Below are 15,771 nucleotides of genomic sequence, written 5' to 3' on the forward strand. Positions count from 1 at the left end.
GTCGGTCGTCGTGCACCCCATCCGCAACTACATCGAGCACGCCGACCTCCTCGTCATCAAGAAGGGCGAGAAGGTCACGATCGACGTGAACGTCATCGTCGTCGGCGATGCTGCTGCAGGCACGATGGTCGCGCAGGACGCATCCACGATCTCCATCGAGGCCGACGCGCTTCACATCCCCGAGCAGATCGAGGTTTCGGTCGAGGGTCTCGAGATCGGAACCCAGATCCTGGCCAGCCAGCTCGAACTGCCCAAGGGCTCGACCCTGCAGGCTGACGCCGACACCCTGATCGTCAACGTCGTTGCTGCACCCACCGAGGCAGACCTCGAAGAGGGCGCAGAAGCTCCCGCCGCCGACGAGGCTGCAGAAGAGGCCTGATCCTCTCGGTTCCAACAGAACTCACTGCGCGCGGCGCGTCATTCCGATTCGGAGTGACGCGCCGTTCGTGCGTAGCAGGAAAAATCAAGCCAGAAAGTAGCGTCCGTTGAGCACAGATACCGCCCTCGTCATCGGCCTGGGTAATCCCGGCCCCCAGTACGAGAAGACCCGGCACAACGTCGGCTTCATGGTCGCCGGCACCCTTGCCGGGCGCATGGGCGGAAAGTTCAACGTACACAAGAAGAGTGGTGCCGAAATCGTCGAAGGTCGCCTCGCCGGCCGGCGCGTGATTCTCGGAAAACCACGCTCGTACATGAATCTCTCGGGTGGCGCTGTCGCCGGTCTCGCACGGTTCTTCTCGGTCGACGCCGCGAACATCATCGTCGTCCACGACGAACTGGATCTCGATTTCGGGACGATCAGACTCAAACTCGGCGGCGGCGAAGGCGGCCACAACGGCCTGCGGTCCATTTCGAGTTCGTTGACCACCAAGGACTACCTGCGCACGCGCGTCGGGATCGGTCGTCCGCCGGGCCGCATGGACCCGGCGGACTACGTTCTCAAGCCGTTCTCGTCCACGGAGCGAAAAGAACTCGATCTCGTATGCGAAGAGGCTGCGGATGCAGTGGAGCTACTGCTCGAACTCGGGTTGGAAGCCGCACAGAACCGCCTGCACTGACGGTCAGTTACCCAGCAGTGCAGCCGAATTCGCGCGGCGGAGCTTCCCCGACGACGTCTTCGGGATACTGCCGGGACCCAGGACCGCAACGGCGCGAGGTCGGACACCGACGTCGGCAACCACGGCGTGGACCACTTCGCGTTCGATACGCTTGACCTCTTCCGGATCTTCGAAAGCGTTGGTCTCGACGGCGACTGCAAAGCTCTCACGCTTCTGGCCGGCGTCGAGACGAATCGCGACGGCGTTTCCGGGACGCACACCGGCAACGGTTCCGGCCGCCCGTTCGATGTCTGTGGGGTACACGTTCCGGCCGCCCATGATGATGACGTCCTTGACACGCCCGCACACCACGACCAGTCCTTCCTCGGTGAAGTACCCGACGTCACCGGTGTCGAGCCAACCGTCGGCGTCCTGGGCCGGCTTGTGTCCGTCGACCGTGACGTACCCGGGGGTGACTGCCTTGCCGCGAACCTCGATGATTCCGACACCGCGGGCCGGAAGCACCTGACCGTCACGGTCGACGATGCGTCCCTCGAGGTCAGGCACCATCTTGCCGAGTGTGGCGAGGGCACGAGCGTTGGGGCGATTGGACGGCACCGCTCGAGACATCGATTCGAGAAAGTCTGGATCGACGTAGTCGAGGACCTGACCTTGATCGGGATCCGGAATCGACACGGCGAGCGTGGTTTCCGCCATTCCGTACACGGGCGCCAGCGCAGTCGGGTTCAAACCGAAACGCGCACCTGCCTCGGCGAGTGCATCCATCGTTTCGGGATCCACCGGCTCGGCGCCGTTCCACATGTATCGGACGCTGGACAGGTCGACTGCCCCGTCTTCCGCCTGTGCGAGTCGACGAGCCAAGAGCGAGTACGCGAAGTTCGGTGCGGCGGTGACGGTTCCGCCGTACTTGCCCATCAGTTCGGCCCACAGCACCGGGGTGCGCAGGAAATCCATCGGCGTGATGCTGATGACCTCTGCGCCCACCTGCATCGGAACCGTGAGAAAACCGACCATGCCCATGTCGTGGAAGAGCGGAAGCCAGCTCACCATCACGTCGTCTTCGATGGAGAACTTGATGCGGTTGATCATGGCGTAGGCATTTGTGTAGAAGTTCTCGTGCGTGATCTGCACGGCCTTGGGCGAACCGGTGGAACCGGACGTCAACTGCTGGAGTGCGATATCCGATTCGGCCGTCTCCACGGGATCGATCGACGTTCCGCTGCGAAGCTCGTCCACCGTCACGACGGTGATGCCACGCTCTTCGAGGAGCGGCTTGGCCGCGTCGAAGGGCGCACCAAGAATGACGGCTTTCGCGGAGATCATGTCGATCACAGTCTCGGTGTCCTGAGCCCAGACGCCCAGATCCGTTCGGGGGGTCGGCTGATGCAGCATCGTCACCGACGCACCGCGCATCCACGTCGCCTGGCAGGCAGGTGCGATGTCGACGGGCTGTCCGGCGAGAATGCCGATCGCGACGCCGCGATCGATACCGACCTCGGCCAGGCCGCCGGCCATGCGCCTAGCCTCCTGGTGGATGTCGCCCCAGGTCTGACGGAAAGCGTTGTCCGGCTCTCCCGTCACCAGGCCGCGGTCGGTGACTGCGGCGGTCGCATACATCTCTTCGGTGAACTTGCTCAACGCAACTCCTCGGTCAGTGTCACTCTTCGATCAGTGCAACTCTTCGCAGGACACAAATGGCTGTGTGTTCGAACACACACATACATGGATAATCAGCGATCGTTCGCCGAGTGTTACGCCGCAGTGGCTATTGCATCGTGGTCTGCGAGTATCCTTTCTCTGTTGTGCTGCCGCACTCTCCACCTGTCCGCGCACCGGCACGTCGCCGGCACCGACGCCCACTTCGAGAGGTTCTTCGTTGACTACCCCGTCCGACTCGACCGTCCCTTCCGACTCGACTGTCCAGTCCGACACCGAAGGCCCCGATTCAACCGAGAGCGGGTCGGTCGCGGTCACGACGACGACCAAGGGCCTGTCCGCCGAGGCAGAGCGTCGCCGCACCTTCGCCGTCATCTCGCATCCCGACGCCGGAAAGTCGACGCTGACCGAAGCGCTGGCACTGCACGCGAAGAAGATCTCGGAGGCAGGAGCCGTCCACGGCAAGGCAGGCCGCAAGTCGACGGTCTCGGACTGGATGGAGATGGAGAAGGCCCGCGGCATTTCCGTCAGTTCCACCGCACTGCAGTTCAACTACCACTCGTCCGAGACCCCGGACGAGCAGATCAACGTCATCAACCTCGTCGACACCCCCGGTCACTCCGACTTCTCCGAGGACACGTACCGCGTCCTGACCGCCGTCGACGCGGCGGTCATGCTCATCGACGCTGCCAAGGGCCTCGAACCGCAGACGCTCAAGCTGTTTCAGGTGTGTCGTCACCGCGGCATTCCGGTCATCACCGTCATCAACAAGTGGGACCGTCCCGGTCAGACTCCTCTCGAACTGCTCGACGAGATCAGCGAACGGATCGGCCTCACGCCCACCCCCCTGTACTGGCCGGTCGGCATCGCCGGCGACTTCCGCGGACTGCTGCGGCGCGGTGAAGACGGTCAGGCTCGCGAATACGTCCGCTTCACCCGCACCGCAGGCGGCGCGAAGATCGCCCCCGAAGAGGTCATGGACGCCGACGCGGCGCTCGCCAAGGAAGGCTCCGAGTGGGAGACCGCGGCCGAGGAGAGTGAACTGCTCTCCGCTACCGGCCAGGACCACGATCAGGAGATGTTCCTCGCCGGTCAGACTTCCCCGGTGATCTTCGCGTCCGCGATGCTCAACTTCGGCGTCCGCCAGATCCTCGACACCCTCGTCGAATTGGCGCCGCCGCCGCGTGGGCGCGAAGACCTCAGCGGCAAGCCGCGCGAGGTCACCGATCCGTTCAGTGCGGTCGTCTTCAAGGTCCAGGCCGGTATGGACACCGCGCACCGCGACCGTCTGGCGTTCATGCGCATCGTCTCCGGCGTGTTCGAGCGCGGCATGGTTGTCACACACGCCCAAACCGGCAAGCCCTTCACGACCAAGTACGCCCAGACGGTATTCGGACGTGAACGTTCCACCGTCGAATCCGCGTTCCCCGGCGACGTCGTCGGCCTCGTCAACGCCACCGCACTCGCACCCGGCCACACGCTGTACACCGAGAAGAAGGTGGAGTTCCCGCCGATTCCGTCGTTCGCGCCGGAACACTTCTCGATCCTGCGCGCCGAAAGCGCCGGCAAGTACAAGCAGTTCCGCCGTGCTGTCGACCAACTCGATTCCGAGGGCGTCGTCCAGATTCTCCGCAACGACATCCGCGGCGACGCCTCCCCCGTCATGGCGGCTGTCGGCCCGATGCAGTTCGAGGTCGTCGCAGCGCGCATGAAGGCCGAGTTCAACGTCGAGGCCAAGATGGAACCGCTCGGCTACGCATTGGCTCGCCGTACCGACGCCGCGTCCGAGGTCGAACTGAACCGTCAACGAGGTGTGGAGGTCTTCACCCGTTCCGACGGTGTTCTGCTCGCCCTGGTCAGTGACAAGTGGCGCCTGCAGTACATCCAGAAGGAACTCCCGGATCTGACGCTCGAACCCCTCGTCGCTGCTGCGGACTGATGAGCCTGATCGAGGCGCTGTTCGACGCCGAACTGCACATCGGCAGCGCCACGATTCTCTGGCGAGAGATCATCGGAAACGCGTTCGGAATCGGCTCCGCGATCGCGGGCGCGCGACGCTCGGTATGGGCGTGGCCCGTCGGCATAGCCGGAAATGCCTTGTTGTTCACGGTGTTCATGGGCGCACTTTTCCACACGCCGCAAGAGCTCAATCTCTACGGCCAGGCCGGCCGTCAGTTGTTGTTCATCACCGTCAGCGTCTACGGGTGGACTCAGTGGCGACGCGGGGCACGCGACTCCGGTCGCGCAGTCCTGCCCCATTGGGCGACAACTCGCGAGCGCGTCGCCATGATCGCCGTCATGACCAGCGGCACAATCGCTTTCGCCTGGATCTTCGACCTCCTCGGCTCGTACGGAGCGTGGGCAGAGGCCTGGATCTTCACCGGCTCCATCCTCGCGACATACGGCATGGCGCGCGGCTGGACCGAATTCTGGCTCATCTGGATCGGCGTCGACGCCGTTGGTGTTCCCCTTCTTTTCCGAGCCGGCTATTACCCTTCGGCGATCCTCTATCTGGTCTATGCATTCTTCGTCCTGTGGGGCTTCGCAATGTGGCTGCGCATTCAACGCCGAACTCCACAAGGGGTGTGACCGTAAACCAACTCCTGGTATGTTTGCGTCGATTAAGCAAACCGGCGGTCTGTTTACGGGCATCAGGAGCGAAACAATGGAAGACAAGAATTCTCACGGAATAGCGGGCCCCAACGGTTCCGGCAACGGATCGAGAGCCAATAGTTCCGCAAGTAATGGTTCTGCAAGCAATGGTTCTGCAAGCAATGGTTCTGGGAGCAACCTTTCCACGGGTAACGGTTCCAGCAGTGCCACCGCCACAGCGGATTTTCTGTCGACCGCACCCAAGCAATCCGATGCATTCACGTTTCCGCTTCCTGCCCGAACCACGGCCGCACACAGCAGCGGAGAGGACCTTTCAGTGCCAGCTTCAACACGCGAATCATCGAGGACGCTCGAAACTCGGAGTCGTACCGTCGTACGTCGCGACGCGATGGGCGTAGCCGCCGTTCGAGTGGCCGGTCGACTCACCCACACCGAACTCATCGCAAATCAGGCCTCACCCTCGAGCGCACATTCCTCCGATCCCACGACGGATCTGGACGAGTTGCTCACGATGCTCGGCAGCTACCTGTTGTCCTCGGGGTTCGAACATCCCGAAATCCACGCCAAGCTGGGCGGACAGTCGATCGTCGTCAACCTCGTATCGCCGGAGATCAGCGCGAGCTGATCTGGGCCCAGCTGCCCCTCAGGGCCACAGCACTGCTCGTGTCCATGCTCGGTCCGAGCCGCGCCGGTACAACCACCGCTGATGCCGACGCCCGGAGTCTGCCTGCCAGAACTCGACAGACTCCGGCTGGAGGCACCACGCACGCCAGTCCTCCGACACGAACCCTGGGTCGTCGCTGATTCTTGCTTCCGCAGCGGCCACCGACGTGTCGTACGCCCCTAAGTCTTCGAGCACCTCGCTCTGCTCACTTGCCGTCGCCACCGCTCTCGCCGTGACGGAGCGTTCGACGAAGTCTCGGCGTCGAAGTGCGTCGTCGCCCTCGCGAACCGTTCCGCGAATCCGGATCTGTTGACCCGTCTCGCGCCAGTAGAAGGCGAGCGATGCTCGCGGATTTTCTTTCAGCTCAACACCTTTCGGCGAAGCAGCTGAACCAAAGAACCAGAACCCACCCTCGGTCACGTCCTTGAGGATGAGGAAGCGAGAATCAGGCATACCGTCGCCGTCCACGGTCGAGAGCGCACACACGTGTGGCTCGACGACGCCGAAGGCCACGGCCGCACGGAGCCAGTCGAGGAACAACTCCCCCGGCTTTTCCGGAAAACACTCGGGCGCGGGCGGCGGAGTTCCGGTCAGCGCGGGGATACCGCGAATCCACGTCCGTACGTCAGGCAGCGAAAAATCTGCATCAACCATGAGCCGACTCTAATCGCGGGCGACCTCAGGAGACGTTGCGAACGACCGAGTCGCCGAACGACGGTTGCTGCAGCAGCGCCCACTTGTTGGACGTCAATCGGAAACTCGGCATGTCGGCGAGCGCCACCACCGATTCCCAGGTCCGCTCGTAGCTCGTGTGGGAGATTCGCCATTCACCGTCGCTGCAGCGGGTGTATCTGTCGTGATAGAAGGCCGATCCGCGAAGCAGCATGCCGTCTTCGGGGATTACCACTGTGTCCGCGAGGCACCAGATCCCGGTTGCGGTGTCTCCGTCGACGTCGATCTCGGGTTGCCCGCACTGATGTTCGGTGATGATGTGTGATCCGAGAGTGTTCTCGAGGAAGGAGACGAACGAATCTCGGGAATCGAAACTGAGTTGTTCTCCGTAGATCGCGGTGGCGTCGACGGTCAGAGTGTCGGCGAATTCGACCCACGATTTGGTGTCCAAGGCGCGTGCGTATCGGTACTTGAGTCTTTGGATGAGAACAATCGCTTCGAGATCCATGATCCCCGCCTCCCGGTGCAGCAACCACCCGTCCTATGTGTGCACATTAGCCTGTATCACGCCGAAACGGGCATTACTCTCAAAGCTAGTAGAAATGTCAGCCGATAACACGCTTTTCCAGGCCGTCGAGCATGATCGTGATCTTCTCGTCCAACCAACCTCGCCCGTGCCACGTCGATTCGTCGCCGATTCCCTCGATCAACGACTCCGATGCATTCCAACTTTCCTGATACGCCTGTCGCGCGGAACGTGAATCGGCGGAGCTGACGGTCTTGTCCATCGCCGCCATCATTGCGAACTGCGTCATCGTCACCTCGGAGATGAAGTCCACCGCCAATATCGCATCGTGGGGTGTGAAGCCTTGCGCAGTCAACGAACCGACCAGTTTCTCCACGATCTCGATTATCGCCGGCGGCGTGCCCGGAACTGCGAGACCGACCTGGGCCAGACCTGGATAGCGCTCGAACGAGGACCACAGAACGTCGCAGAAATCCTTCAGGAATTCGCGCCACGGACGATTCGTATCGGGCCATACAGTCTGACGCACAACATGATCCGAGCAGGCACGCAGCAGCGCTTCGCGGTCTGCGAAGTAGCGATAAAGTGCAGAATGACTGACGCCCAGCCGCTTTGCCACGCTCGGCATGGTCAGTTCACTCAGATCACCGGCGAGGGCGGCCTCGACGATGTCCACTGTCGACAACGTCGGCGGCCGCCCCGTCTTCTTTCCGGTCTGCATTCTGCTCAGCTTGCCACCAACCGCCATCCCGACGCACGGTGGCGCTGATTCCAGAACGCGGCGTAGTTCCCACCGGCTGCGAGCAGGACTTCGTGGGTGCCCACTTCGACGATCGAACCGTCGTCACCGAGCACGATGATCTGATCTGCGGCCACGACGGTCGACAGTTTGTGAGCGATCACGAGCAGTGTGCTTTCCCTGGCGAGTTCTTGCATCGCACGTTGAACGTGTGCCTCGTTCTCGGGATCGAGCGCGGCAGTCGCCTCGTCGAGCAGAACGACAGGTGCGCGTTTGAGGAGTGCGCGTGCAATGGAGACCCGCTGCCGCTCTCCACCGGACAGTGCCGTCCCGCCCTCACCGACACGGGTGTCCCAACCCCGAGGAAGCCGCTCGACGATTTCCGCGACGCCCGCGATCCGAGCCACGTCGAAGACTTCTTCGTCCGTGGCTTCGGGGCGGCCGAGGCGGATGTTCGCGATCAACGTGTCGTCGAAGAGGTACACGTCCTGGAAGACCAGAGACAGCTGCGACATCAGGTCGGCACTCGTGAGGTCCCGCACGTCGACGCCGCCGACACGCACCACACCGGAGTCGACGTCGTAGAAGCGCGAGATCAACCGGGTGACGGTGGTTTTGCCGGACCCTGACGGACCGACCAACGCCGTCAACGACTTCCGTGGCACGTCGAAGGAGATGTTTCGCAGAACCTGCCCACCGTCCGCGTATCCGAAGTCGACGGCGTCGAACTGCACTGCCGTCTCCCCCGTCGCCGTCCCGCTGGTATCGGGTTCGACCATTGGTTCAACTTCGAGGATCTCGGACATTCGCCGGATTTCATTGCGTGCCATTCTGATTGCACCGCCGAACTCGCCGATCTCACCCAGCGGCTGGATGAACCGTGCGGTCAGTCCGAGTAGCGCGATCAACGTGACCGGATCGATGTCGCCGCCGAGCGCGAGGAACGCGCCCAAGATGATCACGGCAGAGAACACGAATTGCAGGGCGATCCCGTTGACCACGGACCCGATCACCACGAACCACAGTTGTGAACGACCGGCAGTGTGTTGCGCTTCGATCGCGTCGTCGAGCGGTTCGTACACCCCGTGGGTGCGTCCGAAAGCACGCAGGACCGGTTGGCAACGCGCGTATTCGAGCACTCGATTGTTCGATTCGACGGCCGCTGCATGAGCCCGATCGTCGGCCTTGGCAGTCATCGTCGAGGCAAATCGTGCTGCCGCGAAGAGAATCGGAACGCTGATTACCAGCGCGAGCCCGAGCCGCCAGTCGAAGAACAACATGCACACGACAATGGTTGCCGGGCTGGCAATTCCGGAGATGATCGGTGTCATCAGGTGCGCAGCGGCCCCCATCACCGAGATGGTGCCCTTGCTGGCAACCTGCGATACCTGCCCGAGTCGGCCGGCGCCGAACCAGCCGAGCGGCAGAGTGACGAGATGATCTCCCAGGCGCAGATGCATCGTCCGCAGCAGAGTGAGGGCCGACTCGAAACCCTTCATCGCCTGCAGGTAGTGCGCAATCGAACTGATCACAGCGCATACGGCCATGGCGGCGAGCCACCGAACGAAACTGCCCCAGCTCTGATCGAACAGTGCCTGCACCGCAGGGACCAGAAGCGCCACTGCCAAACCCTGCATCACGCCGTACAACACTGCCCACACCAGGAACTCGCGATAACGGCCCTGATTCTGCGGGCCGAGTATCCGGAAGAGGTCGCGAATCATGAGTTGGCCTTTCCTGCTGCGTCAGACTTACCTGCGGTGTTGCGTTCAATCGAGTCGGCCCGACTGTGCTCAATCGAGTCGGCCCGACTGTGTTCAATCGAGTCGGCCCGACTGTGACTCGCCCACATCCGGGCATAGGTTGAACCACTCGCCACAAGCTGATCGTGCGTGCCCTTCTCCACGATCCGTCCGGCGTCGAGGACCACGATCTGATCGGCGCTCACGATCGAAGCCAACCGGTGCGCGATCACCAGCACGGTGCGCCCCACCGTCAAACGCGACAGCGCTTCTTGGATATCGGCTTCGGACTCCGGGTCGGCGAACGCGGTTGCCTCGTCGAGCACGAGAACAGGAGTGTCCGCGAGAATCGCACGCGCGATGGAGACTCTTTGGGCTTCACCACCCGAGAATCTGGCGTCGACCCCGACCACCGAGTCGTACCCCCTCGGGAGCGCTTCGATTCGGGTGTCGATCTGCGCGGCTGCGGCAGCGGCCTTCACCTCGGCCGAAGTCGCCTGCGGTCGGGCAAGCCGAATGTTGTCGAGCACGGTCGCTTCGACCAGCTGCACGTCCTGCAGAACGAATCCGACGTGGCGGTACAGCTCGTCGGTAGCGACTTCCCTGACGTCGACACCACCGATGGCCACGGATCCGGCACGCACGTCGTGGAACCTCGGAACCAGCGTTGCCAGCGTCGACTTACCCGAACCCGAAGGTCCGACCAGCGCCGTCACCGTACCCTCCGGCAGCGTCAGATCGATGTCGGTCAGAACGTCGGCGCCGTCGTCGTATGCAAAGGAAACTCCGGAGAATCGAACTTCGTTCCCCACAGGCTTTTTCGGATGATCGGTTTCCGGCAGAGCGTCGGTTGCGAACAGCGCGATCAGTCGCGCCGCAGCGGCGGCTGCCTCACGGCGTGCCTGCATACCGAAACCGATGGTCGTCACCGACACCGGAATCACCATCGCGACAAGAGAACTGGTCAGCACATCGATGGGTGACACCCATCCGGAGTGAACGAACCACGAGCCGAGGCCAAGGTTGACCACCAGCACAACCGGTGCGCTCAACGCAATCGAGGCCAGCGCCTCGGTCCGGAGCATCGGGCGAACCCAGCCCTCGTACGAGACGGCAAACGCCTTGGCAGCGTCGCGGTATCGAGAATGTGACTGCTTGTCCTGACCGAAGGTCTTGACCACTGCGATGCCGGTGACGAACTCGACGATGGTGTTGCTGATGGCCGCGATGCCCTCATTCATCCGGCTCATCTTGACGGCCATGTCCTTGGTCATCATGGCGTAGGCGATCATGTAGATCGGGAGGGTGGCAATCGCGACCAGTCCCAGACGCCAGTCGATCGAGATCACGTAGCCGAGCCCGACGAGCGGCACCGCGATGGCGCCGGTGGTCTCGACGGCGCTGTGCGCAACCAGGTAGTGGAGATCGGAGATGTCGTTCTGCGCGGCTTTTCGCACGGTTCCGGACGAGTGGGAGGTGAACCAGCCCAGTGGAAGTCGACCCAGTGTCGCTGCGATTCGACGCCGAAGCACAGCTTGAAGATTGACATCGGCGAAGTGCGTCACGATCAATGCACCGCCTCCGAAGAACGCACGCATACCCAGACCGAAGACGACCACCCACACGATCGTCCAGACGCGAGACGAGTCGATGTCGCCGCCCACGATCAGCGTCTTACCCAACTCGGCGATAGCCACGTACGGCACGATGGCCGCGACCGCGGCGATCACCTGCATCACCATCGCGATGGTGGTCCGTGTACGAACTGGCGCAAGGAGTTCGCGAAGCGCGCTCTTGTGCGCCGCCGCTTCAGCTTTGGCTTGCGAGGCTTCGGCCGCCGCTCCTTGTGATACGTCGGCCTCCTCAGATGAAATGTCTGCTTTCGTAGCCTCTGTCGTCGTCATTTCGAGAACGCCTTCCATCGGGTAACTGCGTCGGCGTCGGATGCGATGCGGCCTTGGAGTTCCGCGCCGGTGAGAGTGCGATCGGCAAGAGCCTCGAGGTCTTCGAGGATCCAGTAGACCGCGAAAGGATAACTGCCGAACCAAAGTTCACCGCTCACGTCCGCCGTGCGTCCGGCCTTCACTGCGGAGATCTCGTTGAACAGTGGATTTGCGTGAACTAGAGCGCCGTCGTAGATGTTGCCCGAGGTCACGACCATCGCGTCCGCCGCGTGCTGTCCGACCTCCTCGTCTGACACCGAAGACGTGGCAACACCTGTGTTGGGGCCGATCTTCGCGTCGAGTTCGGCTTGCGGGCGCCCGAAACCGGCTTCCTCGATGATCGAGGACATCGGCGACTGTGGGATGACGGTGTACATGCCGCCGGAGAATCCCACCAGCACTGACAGCGTCTGCGGTTGCGCCTCGACCGTTCCGGATACTTCGGCAAATTTGGTCTCGAGCCTCGACACGATTTCGCGAGCTTCGGACTCTCGACCCAGTGCAGTCGCCGCGGTATTCAGAACTTCGCGCCACGGCGCCGCATAGGCGAGCACCGTCGTCGGGGCAATCTCGTTGGCCTGCGCGGTGATCGACGTCAACGAGCCGACATCACTGAGCAGGATTCGGTCAGGATGAACGGCCGCGATCTGCTCCACATCTGGTGATTGGAAGAACGTCGGTTTGTCGACGACCTCGATCCCCTCACTCTGCAATATCTCCTTCGCCGCCTGCGACTGCAGCGTGGCGAAGACCGTATCGGGCTTGACCCCGAGCGTGAGTGCGTTGAGCGCTGCGAACTCGTCCAGTGCGAGCAGTTTCTGAGGTGCAGGTACGGCCGACGACTCGCCTGTTTCCGATGCGTCTGCGTCATCGCCGCCCACGGAGCAACCGACAAGCGCCGTTGCTGTCGCTGCGAGTGCCGTTGCTCGCAGGCCCCACTGCTGCCGCATCCTTCTCTCCCCGCTTTAGTTACACGCTGTCTCGATTAGGGGAGCCTACAATAAGTCACGCCTTTTGTGCAGTCCTCGTCGCTGGAAGTGCAATCGCCGGCAGACACGCGACAACACTGATGACGGCACCCATCACGAACGCCAGCGCGAACGAGTCGTCGGAAATGCCGATCGCCAGGACCGCTGTGGTCACCGGGGCGCCCACCGCCGAACCGACGGTTCTGATCACACTGTTGACTCCACTGGCTGCTGCCATTTCCGATGGCGGGACGATCGAGGCAACCAACAGAGCACAGACCGCGAACCCCACGCCGTTCCCCAATCCGACGAGGGAAAAGAACGCCACGATCGCAACCACCGAACTCGGCCAGATCGCGAGTCCGACTGCGCCCGCCGCCATGAGGGCCAGCGCTATGACAGCGGGCACCCGCGGCCCGAATCGCCGCGCGAGAGCCGGCGTCAAGCGGCCACCGAGAAAGACGAGGACAGCGGCGGGCAAGAGCGCCAAGCCGGTCTGCACAACGGTGAATCCGCTTCCATACGTGGACGTTTCCGGCGCCTGGAGGATCCGCGGCAGGCAGAGGTAGAAAATGTACGGCACGAACCCGAACACCAGGGTGAGTGCACTGGTGATCAGCATCGGCTTGTCCCGAAAAACTCGCATGTCGACGATCGGAGCGTCGTGGCGGGAATCGACGGCAATCAGTGTCGCGAACGAAACGAACGCGACTACCACCAGACCCCAGAATCCGAGCGACAAAACTCCCCAGTCGGAGGCTTTCGTGATCGCCAAGAGCAGGCTCACCAATCCGAACGCCAGAGCGCCGGCACCGGCCCAGTCCGTCGGCATACCCGGGCGGCGATGCGAGCCCGGAACCACGGCCACCACTGCGACCAATGCGAGCACGATCAAGATCCCGGTGATCACGAACAACCACTGCCAACTGAGATACTCGAGGATGACACCGCCGATCACCAGTGCACTTCCGGCACCGATTCCCAAAGTCCCAGCGAGCCAACCTATCCCTGAAGACAACTCGGGACCTACTACCGTTCTCCGCAGTACTGCCATCGCAAGCGGGAAGCTCGCCATACTCACTCCCTGGACAGCTCGAACGACAAGCAGCACCCCGATATTCGGGGCGGCTGCCGCGGCAAATGTCGCGAGAGCGAAGATGATCAGGACGATCACCAGGACTCGCTTGTCGCCGAATCGGTCACCCATCGCGCCGACTATCGGAGCCATCACCGCGGCCGCCAACAGGTACGCCGTCAGGATCCAGCCGGTCACCGCCACGGACGTGTCGAAATGCTCACCCAACACCGGCAACGCCGGTACCAGCATGGTCTGCATGAGCGAGTAGACGAGTACCGCCCCCGCAAGCGCGGCGATCACCCGGCTCCCGGATCGCGTGGGCGCCTCCGCCAAGGTTGTCATCGACACCTTCCTCCAATCATGAATCGAATCGGAACGGAACACTCCGTTCCGATTGAGTAAACCATGCATTGCTAGCCTGTGGGAATGGCGAAAGAGAATGCGAGCCTCCCCGGACGCGCCCGAGAAGCCGCAGACAACGACGTCACCGTACTGCGAGCAGCGCGCGAGATTTTTGCCGAACAGGGTTGGAATGCACCGGTATCGGCAATTGCCACCCGGGCCGGAGTGGGAGTAGGCAGCATCTATCGCCGATACCGAGGCAAGGAGGAACTGGCGCAATCCCTGCGCGTCTGGGCGATCGACCACCTCGCCACCCTCGCCCGAGAGTGCATGAGCACCGCGAAAACCGATGAAGCCGTATTGAAGACGTTCTTCTCGCGATATCTCACCGAATCAGTGGGACCGCTCATTCCGGTCCTCGGCGGCAAGTTACCTGAACACGCCGAAGTCACTCGTGCCGCCGAAGAATTGGAGGCCGCACTGCAATCGATGGTCGACGTCTGCATCGACGCTCGCGAAGTCCCGCCCGACTTCACTGCTGCAGACGTCATGCTCATGACAGTGCATCTGCGGCCGACTCTGCCGATCGAGGGTGATCGAGCCACCGAAATACACAGGCGCTATCTCGACTTCATGCTCGACGGACTTCGTGGTGGAACACCCCGACCAACGATCACTCCCCCGTCCTGGAGCGAATGGCTTCAGATGTGGCAGGGCAACTGACCCCGAGAACACCCGAATGACATGTCAGGTTAGGCTTACCTAGCTTAGTTCGCCATGTTCGGAAGGTTCTCATGAAAATCAATCGCCGGCTCGCCGGCTTCGCCGCTCTACCCGCCGTCGCCACGCTCCTACTCGCCGGTTGCGGAAGTAGCGACGCAGCGCCCTCTACCGAGACCAGGTCTGCCGACCAGTCCTGGAGTTACACAACGGGATACGGAAACACGATCACCCTCGACCACGCCCCGGAGCGGATCGTCGTCGACGCGTACTCCGCTGCGGCTCTGTGGGACTACGGCATTCGGCCGGTCGGCATCTTCGGTTACGGCGTCGGCAATCCAGACGTCACCGATCGCGCTGACGAGTCGACGATGACCGTCGTCGGCCGTGAAGGTGAACTCAGCGCGGAAGCTCTTGCGGCGCTGGACCCAGACCTGGTCATCGGGTACGGCAACAGCGACGACCCGACGCGATGGACTTGGTGGGACGAGCCGATGGGCAAGACCGTCAACAATGTTGCACCGTTTGTCGGCGTCAAGTTCTCCGGAGCCTCGACACCGGACGTGTTGAACGAGTACGCCTCACTCGCCGAAGCTCTCGGCGGGGACACCGACACAGCCGCAGCACGCGAGGGCAAGGAAGCATTCGAATCCGGTGCAGAGCGCATCCGAACTGCTGCGGCCAAGGTCGACGACATCGAAGTCCTCGCCCTGAACGGTGACAGCTCCGAGTTGTACGCAGGCACAACGGCGCTCGCTCAGTTCGGTTACCTGAAGGAACTGGGCGTGAAGTTCACCGGTCCGGGAGGTGACAAGGGCTGGGCCGATCTCAGCTGGGAACAGGTACCGGACTATCCAGCGGACATCGTGTTCCAGTTCGCGAAGTCGGCAGAGGCATTCGCGGCATCACCCGTGTTCGTCAAGCTGCCCGCGGTGACCGCGAACCAGGTGATCGACTTCGACGACAAGCGTCCCAACACCTACGCCAATTACGGCGCCTGGTTCGAGCAGGTTGCACAACTACTCGACCAGGCCCGCAACGTCGCCTGAA

The 15,771-nt window shown here is 62.5% G+C and carries 15 protein-coding genes; 7 read left to right on the plus strand and 8 right to left on the minus strand.

Translation table 11 applies throughout. From position 1 onward, the window contains the following. Positions 1-379 (plus strand): 50S ribosomal protein L25 (locus QM609_RS24605; protein ID WP_283337583.1); only part of this gene is annotated, 379 nt, incomplete at its 5' end. Positions 380-485: 106 nt separating this feature from the next. Then, on the plus strand, positions 486-1,058 hold the full coding sequence (pth, locus tag QM609_RS24610) for an aminoacyl-tRNA hydrolase (RefSeq protein ID WP_003946229.1): 573 nt from the start codon (positions 486-488) through the stop codon (positions 1,056-1,058). 3 nt (positions 1,059-1,061) lie between these two features. Here the strand turns inward: pth and QM609_RS24615 are convergent, their stop codons facing one another. Then, complete coding sequence (locus QM609_RS24615; protein WP_050654518.1) at positions 1,062-2,696, minus strand: fatty acyl-AMP ligase; 1,635 nt, start codon at positions 2,694-2,696, stop codon at positions 1,062-1,064. A 352-nt stretch (positions 2,697-3,048) separates the two neighbouring features. On the opposite strand from QM609_RS24615, the gene QM609_RS24620 reads away from it, so the two are divergent. From QM609_RS24620 to QM609_RS29310, 3 genes are all read left to right on the plus strand, one after another. Continuing rightward, positions 3,049-4,653 carry a peptide chain release factor 3 gene (locus tag QM609_RS24620; RefSeq protein WP_371747846.1) on the plus strand — a complete coding sequence of 535 codons (1,605 nt, stop codon included), beginning with the start codon at positions 3,049-3,051 and terminating at the stop codon, positions 4,651-4,653. Continuing rightward, on the plus strand, positions 4,653-5,303 hold the full coding sequence (pnuC, locus tag QM609_RS24625) for a nicotinamide riboside transporter PnuC (protein ID WP_050654516.1): 651 nt from the start codon (positions 4,653-4,655) through the stop codon (positions 5,301-5,303). Before QM609_RS24620 ends, pnuC begins: the two co-directional genes overlap by 1 nt. A gap of 340 nt (positions 5,304-5,643) precedes the next feature. After that, positions 5,644-5,952: a hypothetical protein gene (locus QM609_RS29310; protein WP_306669658.1), complete on the plus strand. Its 309-nt coding sequence runs from the start codon at positions 5,644-5,646 to the stop codon at positions 5,950-5,952. A gap of 18 nt (positions 5,953-5,970) precedes the next feature. Here QM609_RS29310 and QM609_RS24635 read toward each other — a convergent pair whose 3' ends face one another. The 7 genes from QM609_RS24635 to QM609_RS24665 form a co-directional block, all read right to left on the minus strand. Continuing rightward, complete coding sequence (locus QM609_RS24635) at positions 5,971-6,645, minus strand: pyridoxine/pyridoxamine 5'-phosphate oxidase (protein WP_283337585.1); 675 nt, start codon at positions 6,643-6,645, stop codon at positions 5,971-5,973. A gap of 25 nt (positions 6,646-6,670) precedes the next feature. After that, positions 6,671-7,171, minus strand: a complete 501-nt coding sequence (locus QM609_RS24640) for a nuclear transport factor 2 family protein (protein WP_003946235.1) — start codon at positions 7,169-7,171, stop codon at positions 6,671-6,673. 97 nt (positions 7,172-7,268) lie between these two features. Then, positions 7,269-7,910: a TetR/AcrR family transcriptional regulator gene (locus QM609_RS24645; RefSeq protein ID WP_054780876.1), complete on the minus strand. Its 642-nt coding sequence runs from the start codon at positions 7,908-7,910 to the stop codon at positions 7,269-7,271. A 5-nt stretch (positions 7,911-7,915) separates the two neighbouring features. Then, positions 7,916-9,652 (minus strand): ABC transporter ATP-binding protein, encoded by a 1,737-nt coding sequence (locus QM609_RS24650; protein WP_030536297.1) that lies wholly within the window; start codon positions 9,650-9,652, stop codon positions 7,916-7,918. Beyond that, positions 9,649-11,574 (minus strand): ABC transporter ATP-binding protein, encoded by a 1,926-nt coding sequence (locus QM609_RS24655; protein ID WP_228232779.1) that lies wholly within the window; start codon positions 11,572-11,574, stop codon positions 9,649-9,651. Before QM609_RS24655 ends, QM609_RS24650 begins: the two co-directional genes overlap by 4 nt. After that, positions 11,571-12,563 (minus strand): ABC transporter substrate-binding protein, encoded by a 993-nt coding sequence (locus QM609_RS24660; RefSeq protein ID WP_007728971.1) that lies wholly within the window; start codon positions 12,561-12,563, stop codon positions 11,571-11,573. Before QM609_RS24660 ends, QM609_RS24655 begins: the two co-directional genes overlap by 4 nt. Before the next feature lie 55 nt (positions 12,564-12,618). Next, complete coding sequence (locus tag QM609_RS24665; protein WP_007728973.1) at positions 12,619-14,001, minus strand: MFS transporter; 1,383 nt, start codon at positions 13,999-14,001, stop codon at positions 12,619-12,621. A gap of 84 nt (positions 14,002-14,085) precedes the next feature. On the opposite strand from QM609_RS24665, the gene QM609_RS24670 reads away from it, so the two are divergent. Beyond that, complete coding sequence (locus QM609_RS24670) at positions 14,086-14,724, plus strand: TetR/AcrR family transcriptional regulator (RefSeq protein ID WP_050654513.1); 639 nt, start codon at positions 14,086-14,088, stop codon at positions 14,722-14,724. A gap of 71 nt (positions 14,725-14,795) precedes the next feature. Beyond that, on the plus strand, positions 14,796-15,770 hold the full coding sequence (locus tag QM609_RS24675) for an ABC transporter substrate-binding protein (protein WP_050654512.1): 975 nt from the start codon (positions 14,796-14,798) through the stop codon (positions 15,768-15,770). Position 15,771: the final 1 nt, after the last annotated feature.

The organism is Rhodococcus sp. IEGM 1302 (genome assembly GCF_030056935.1).
In the GTDB taxonomy this organism is placed as follows: domain Bacteria; phylum Actinomycetota; class Actinomycetes; order Mycobacteriales; family Mycobacteriaceae; genus Rhodococcus_F; species Rhodococcus_F qingshengii.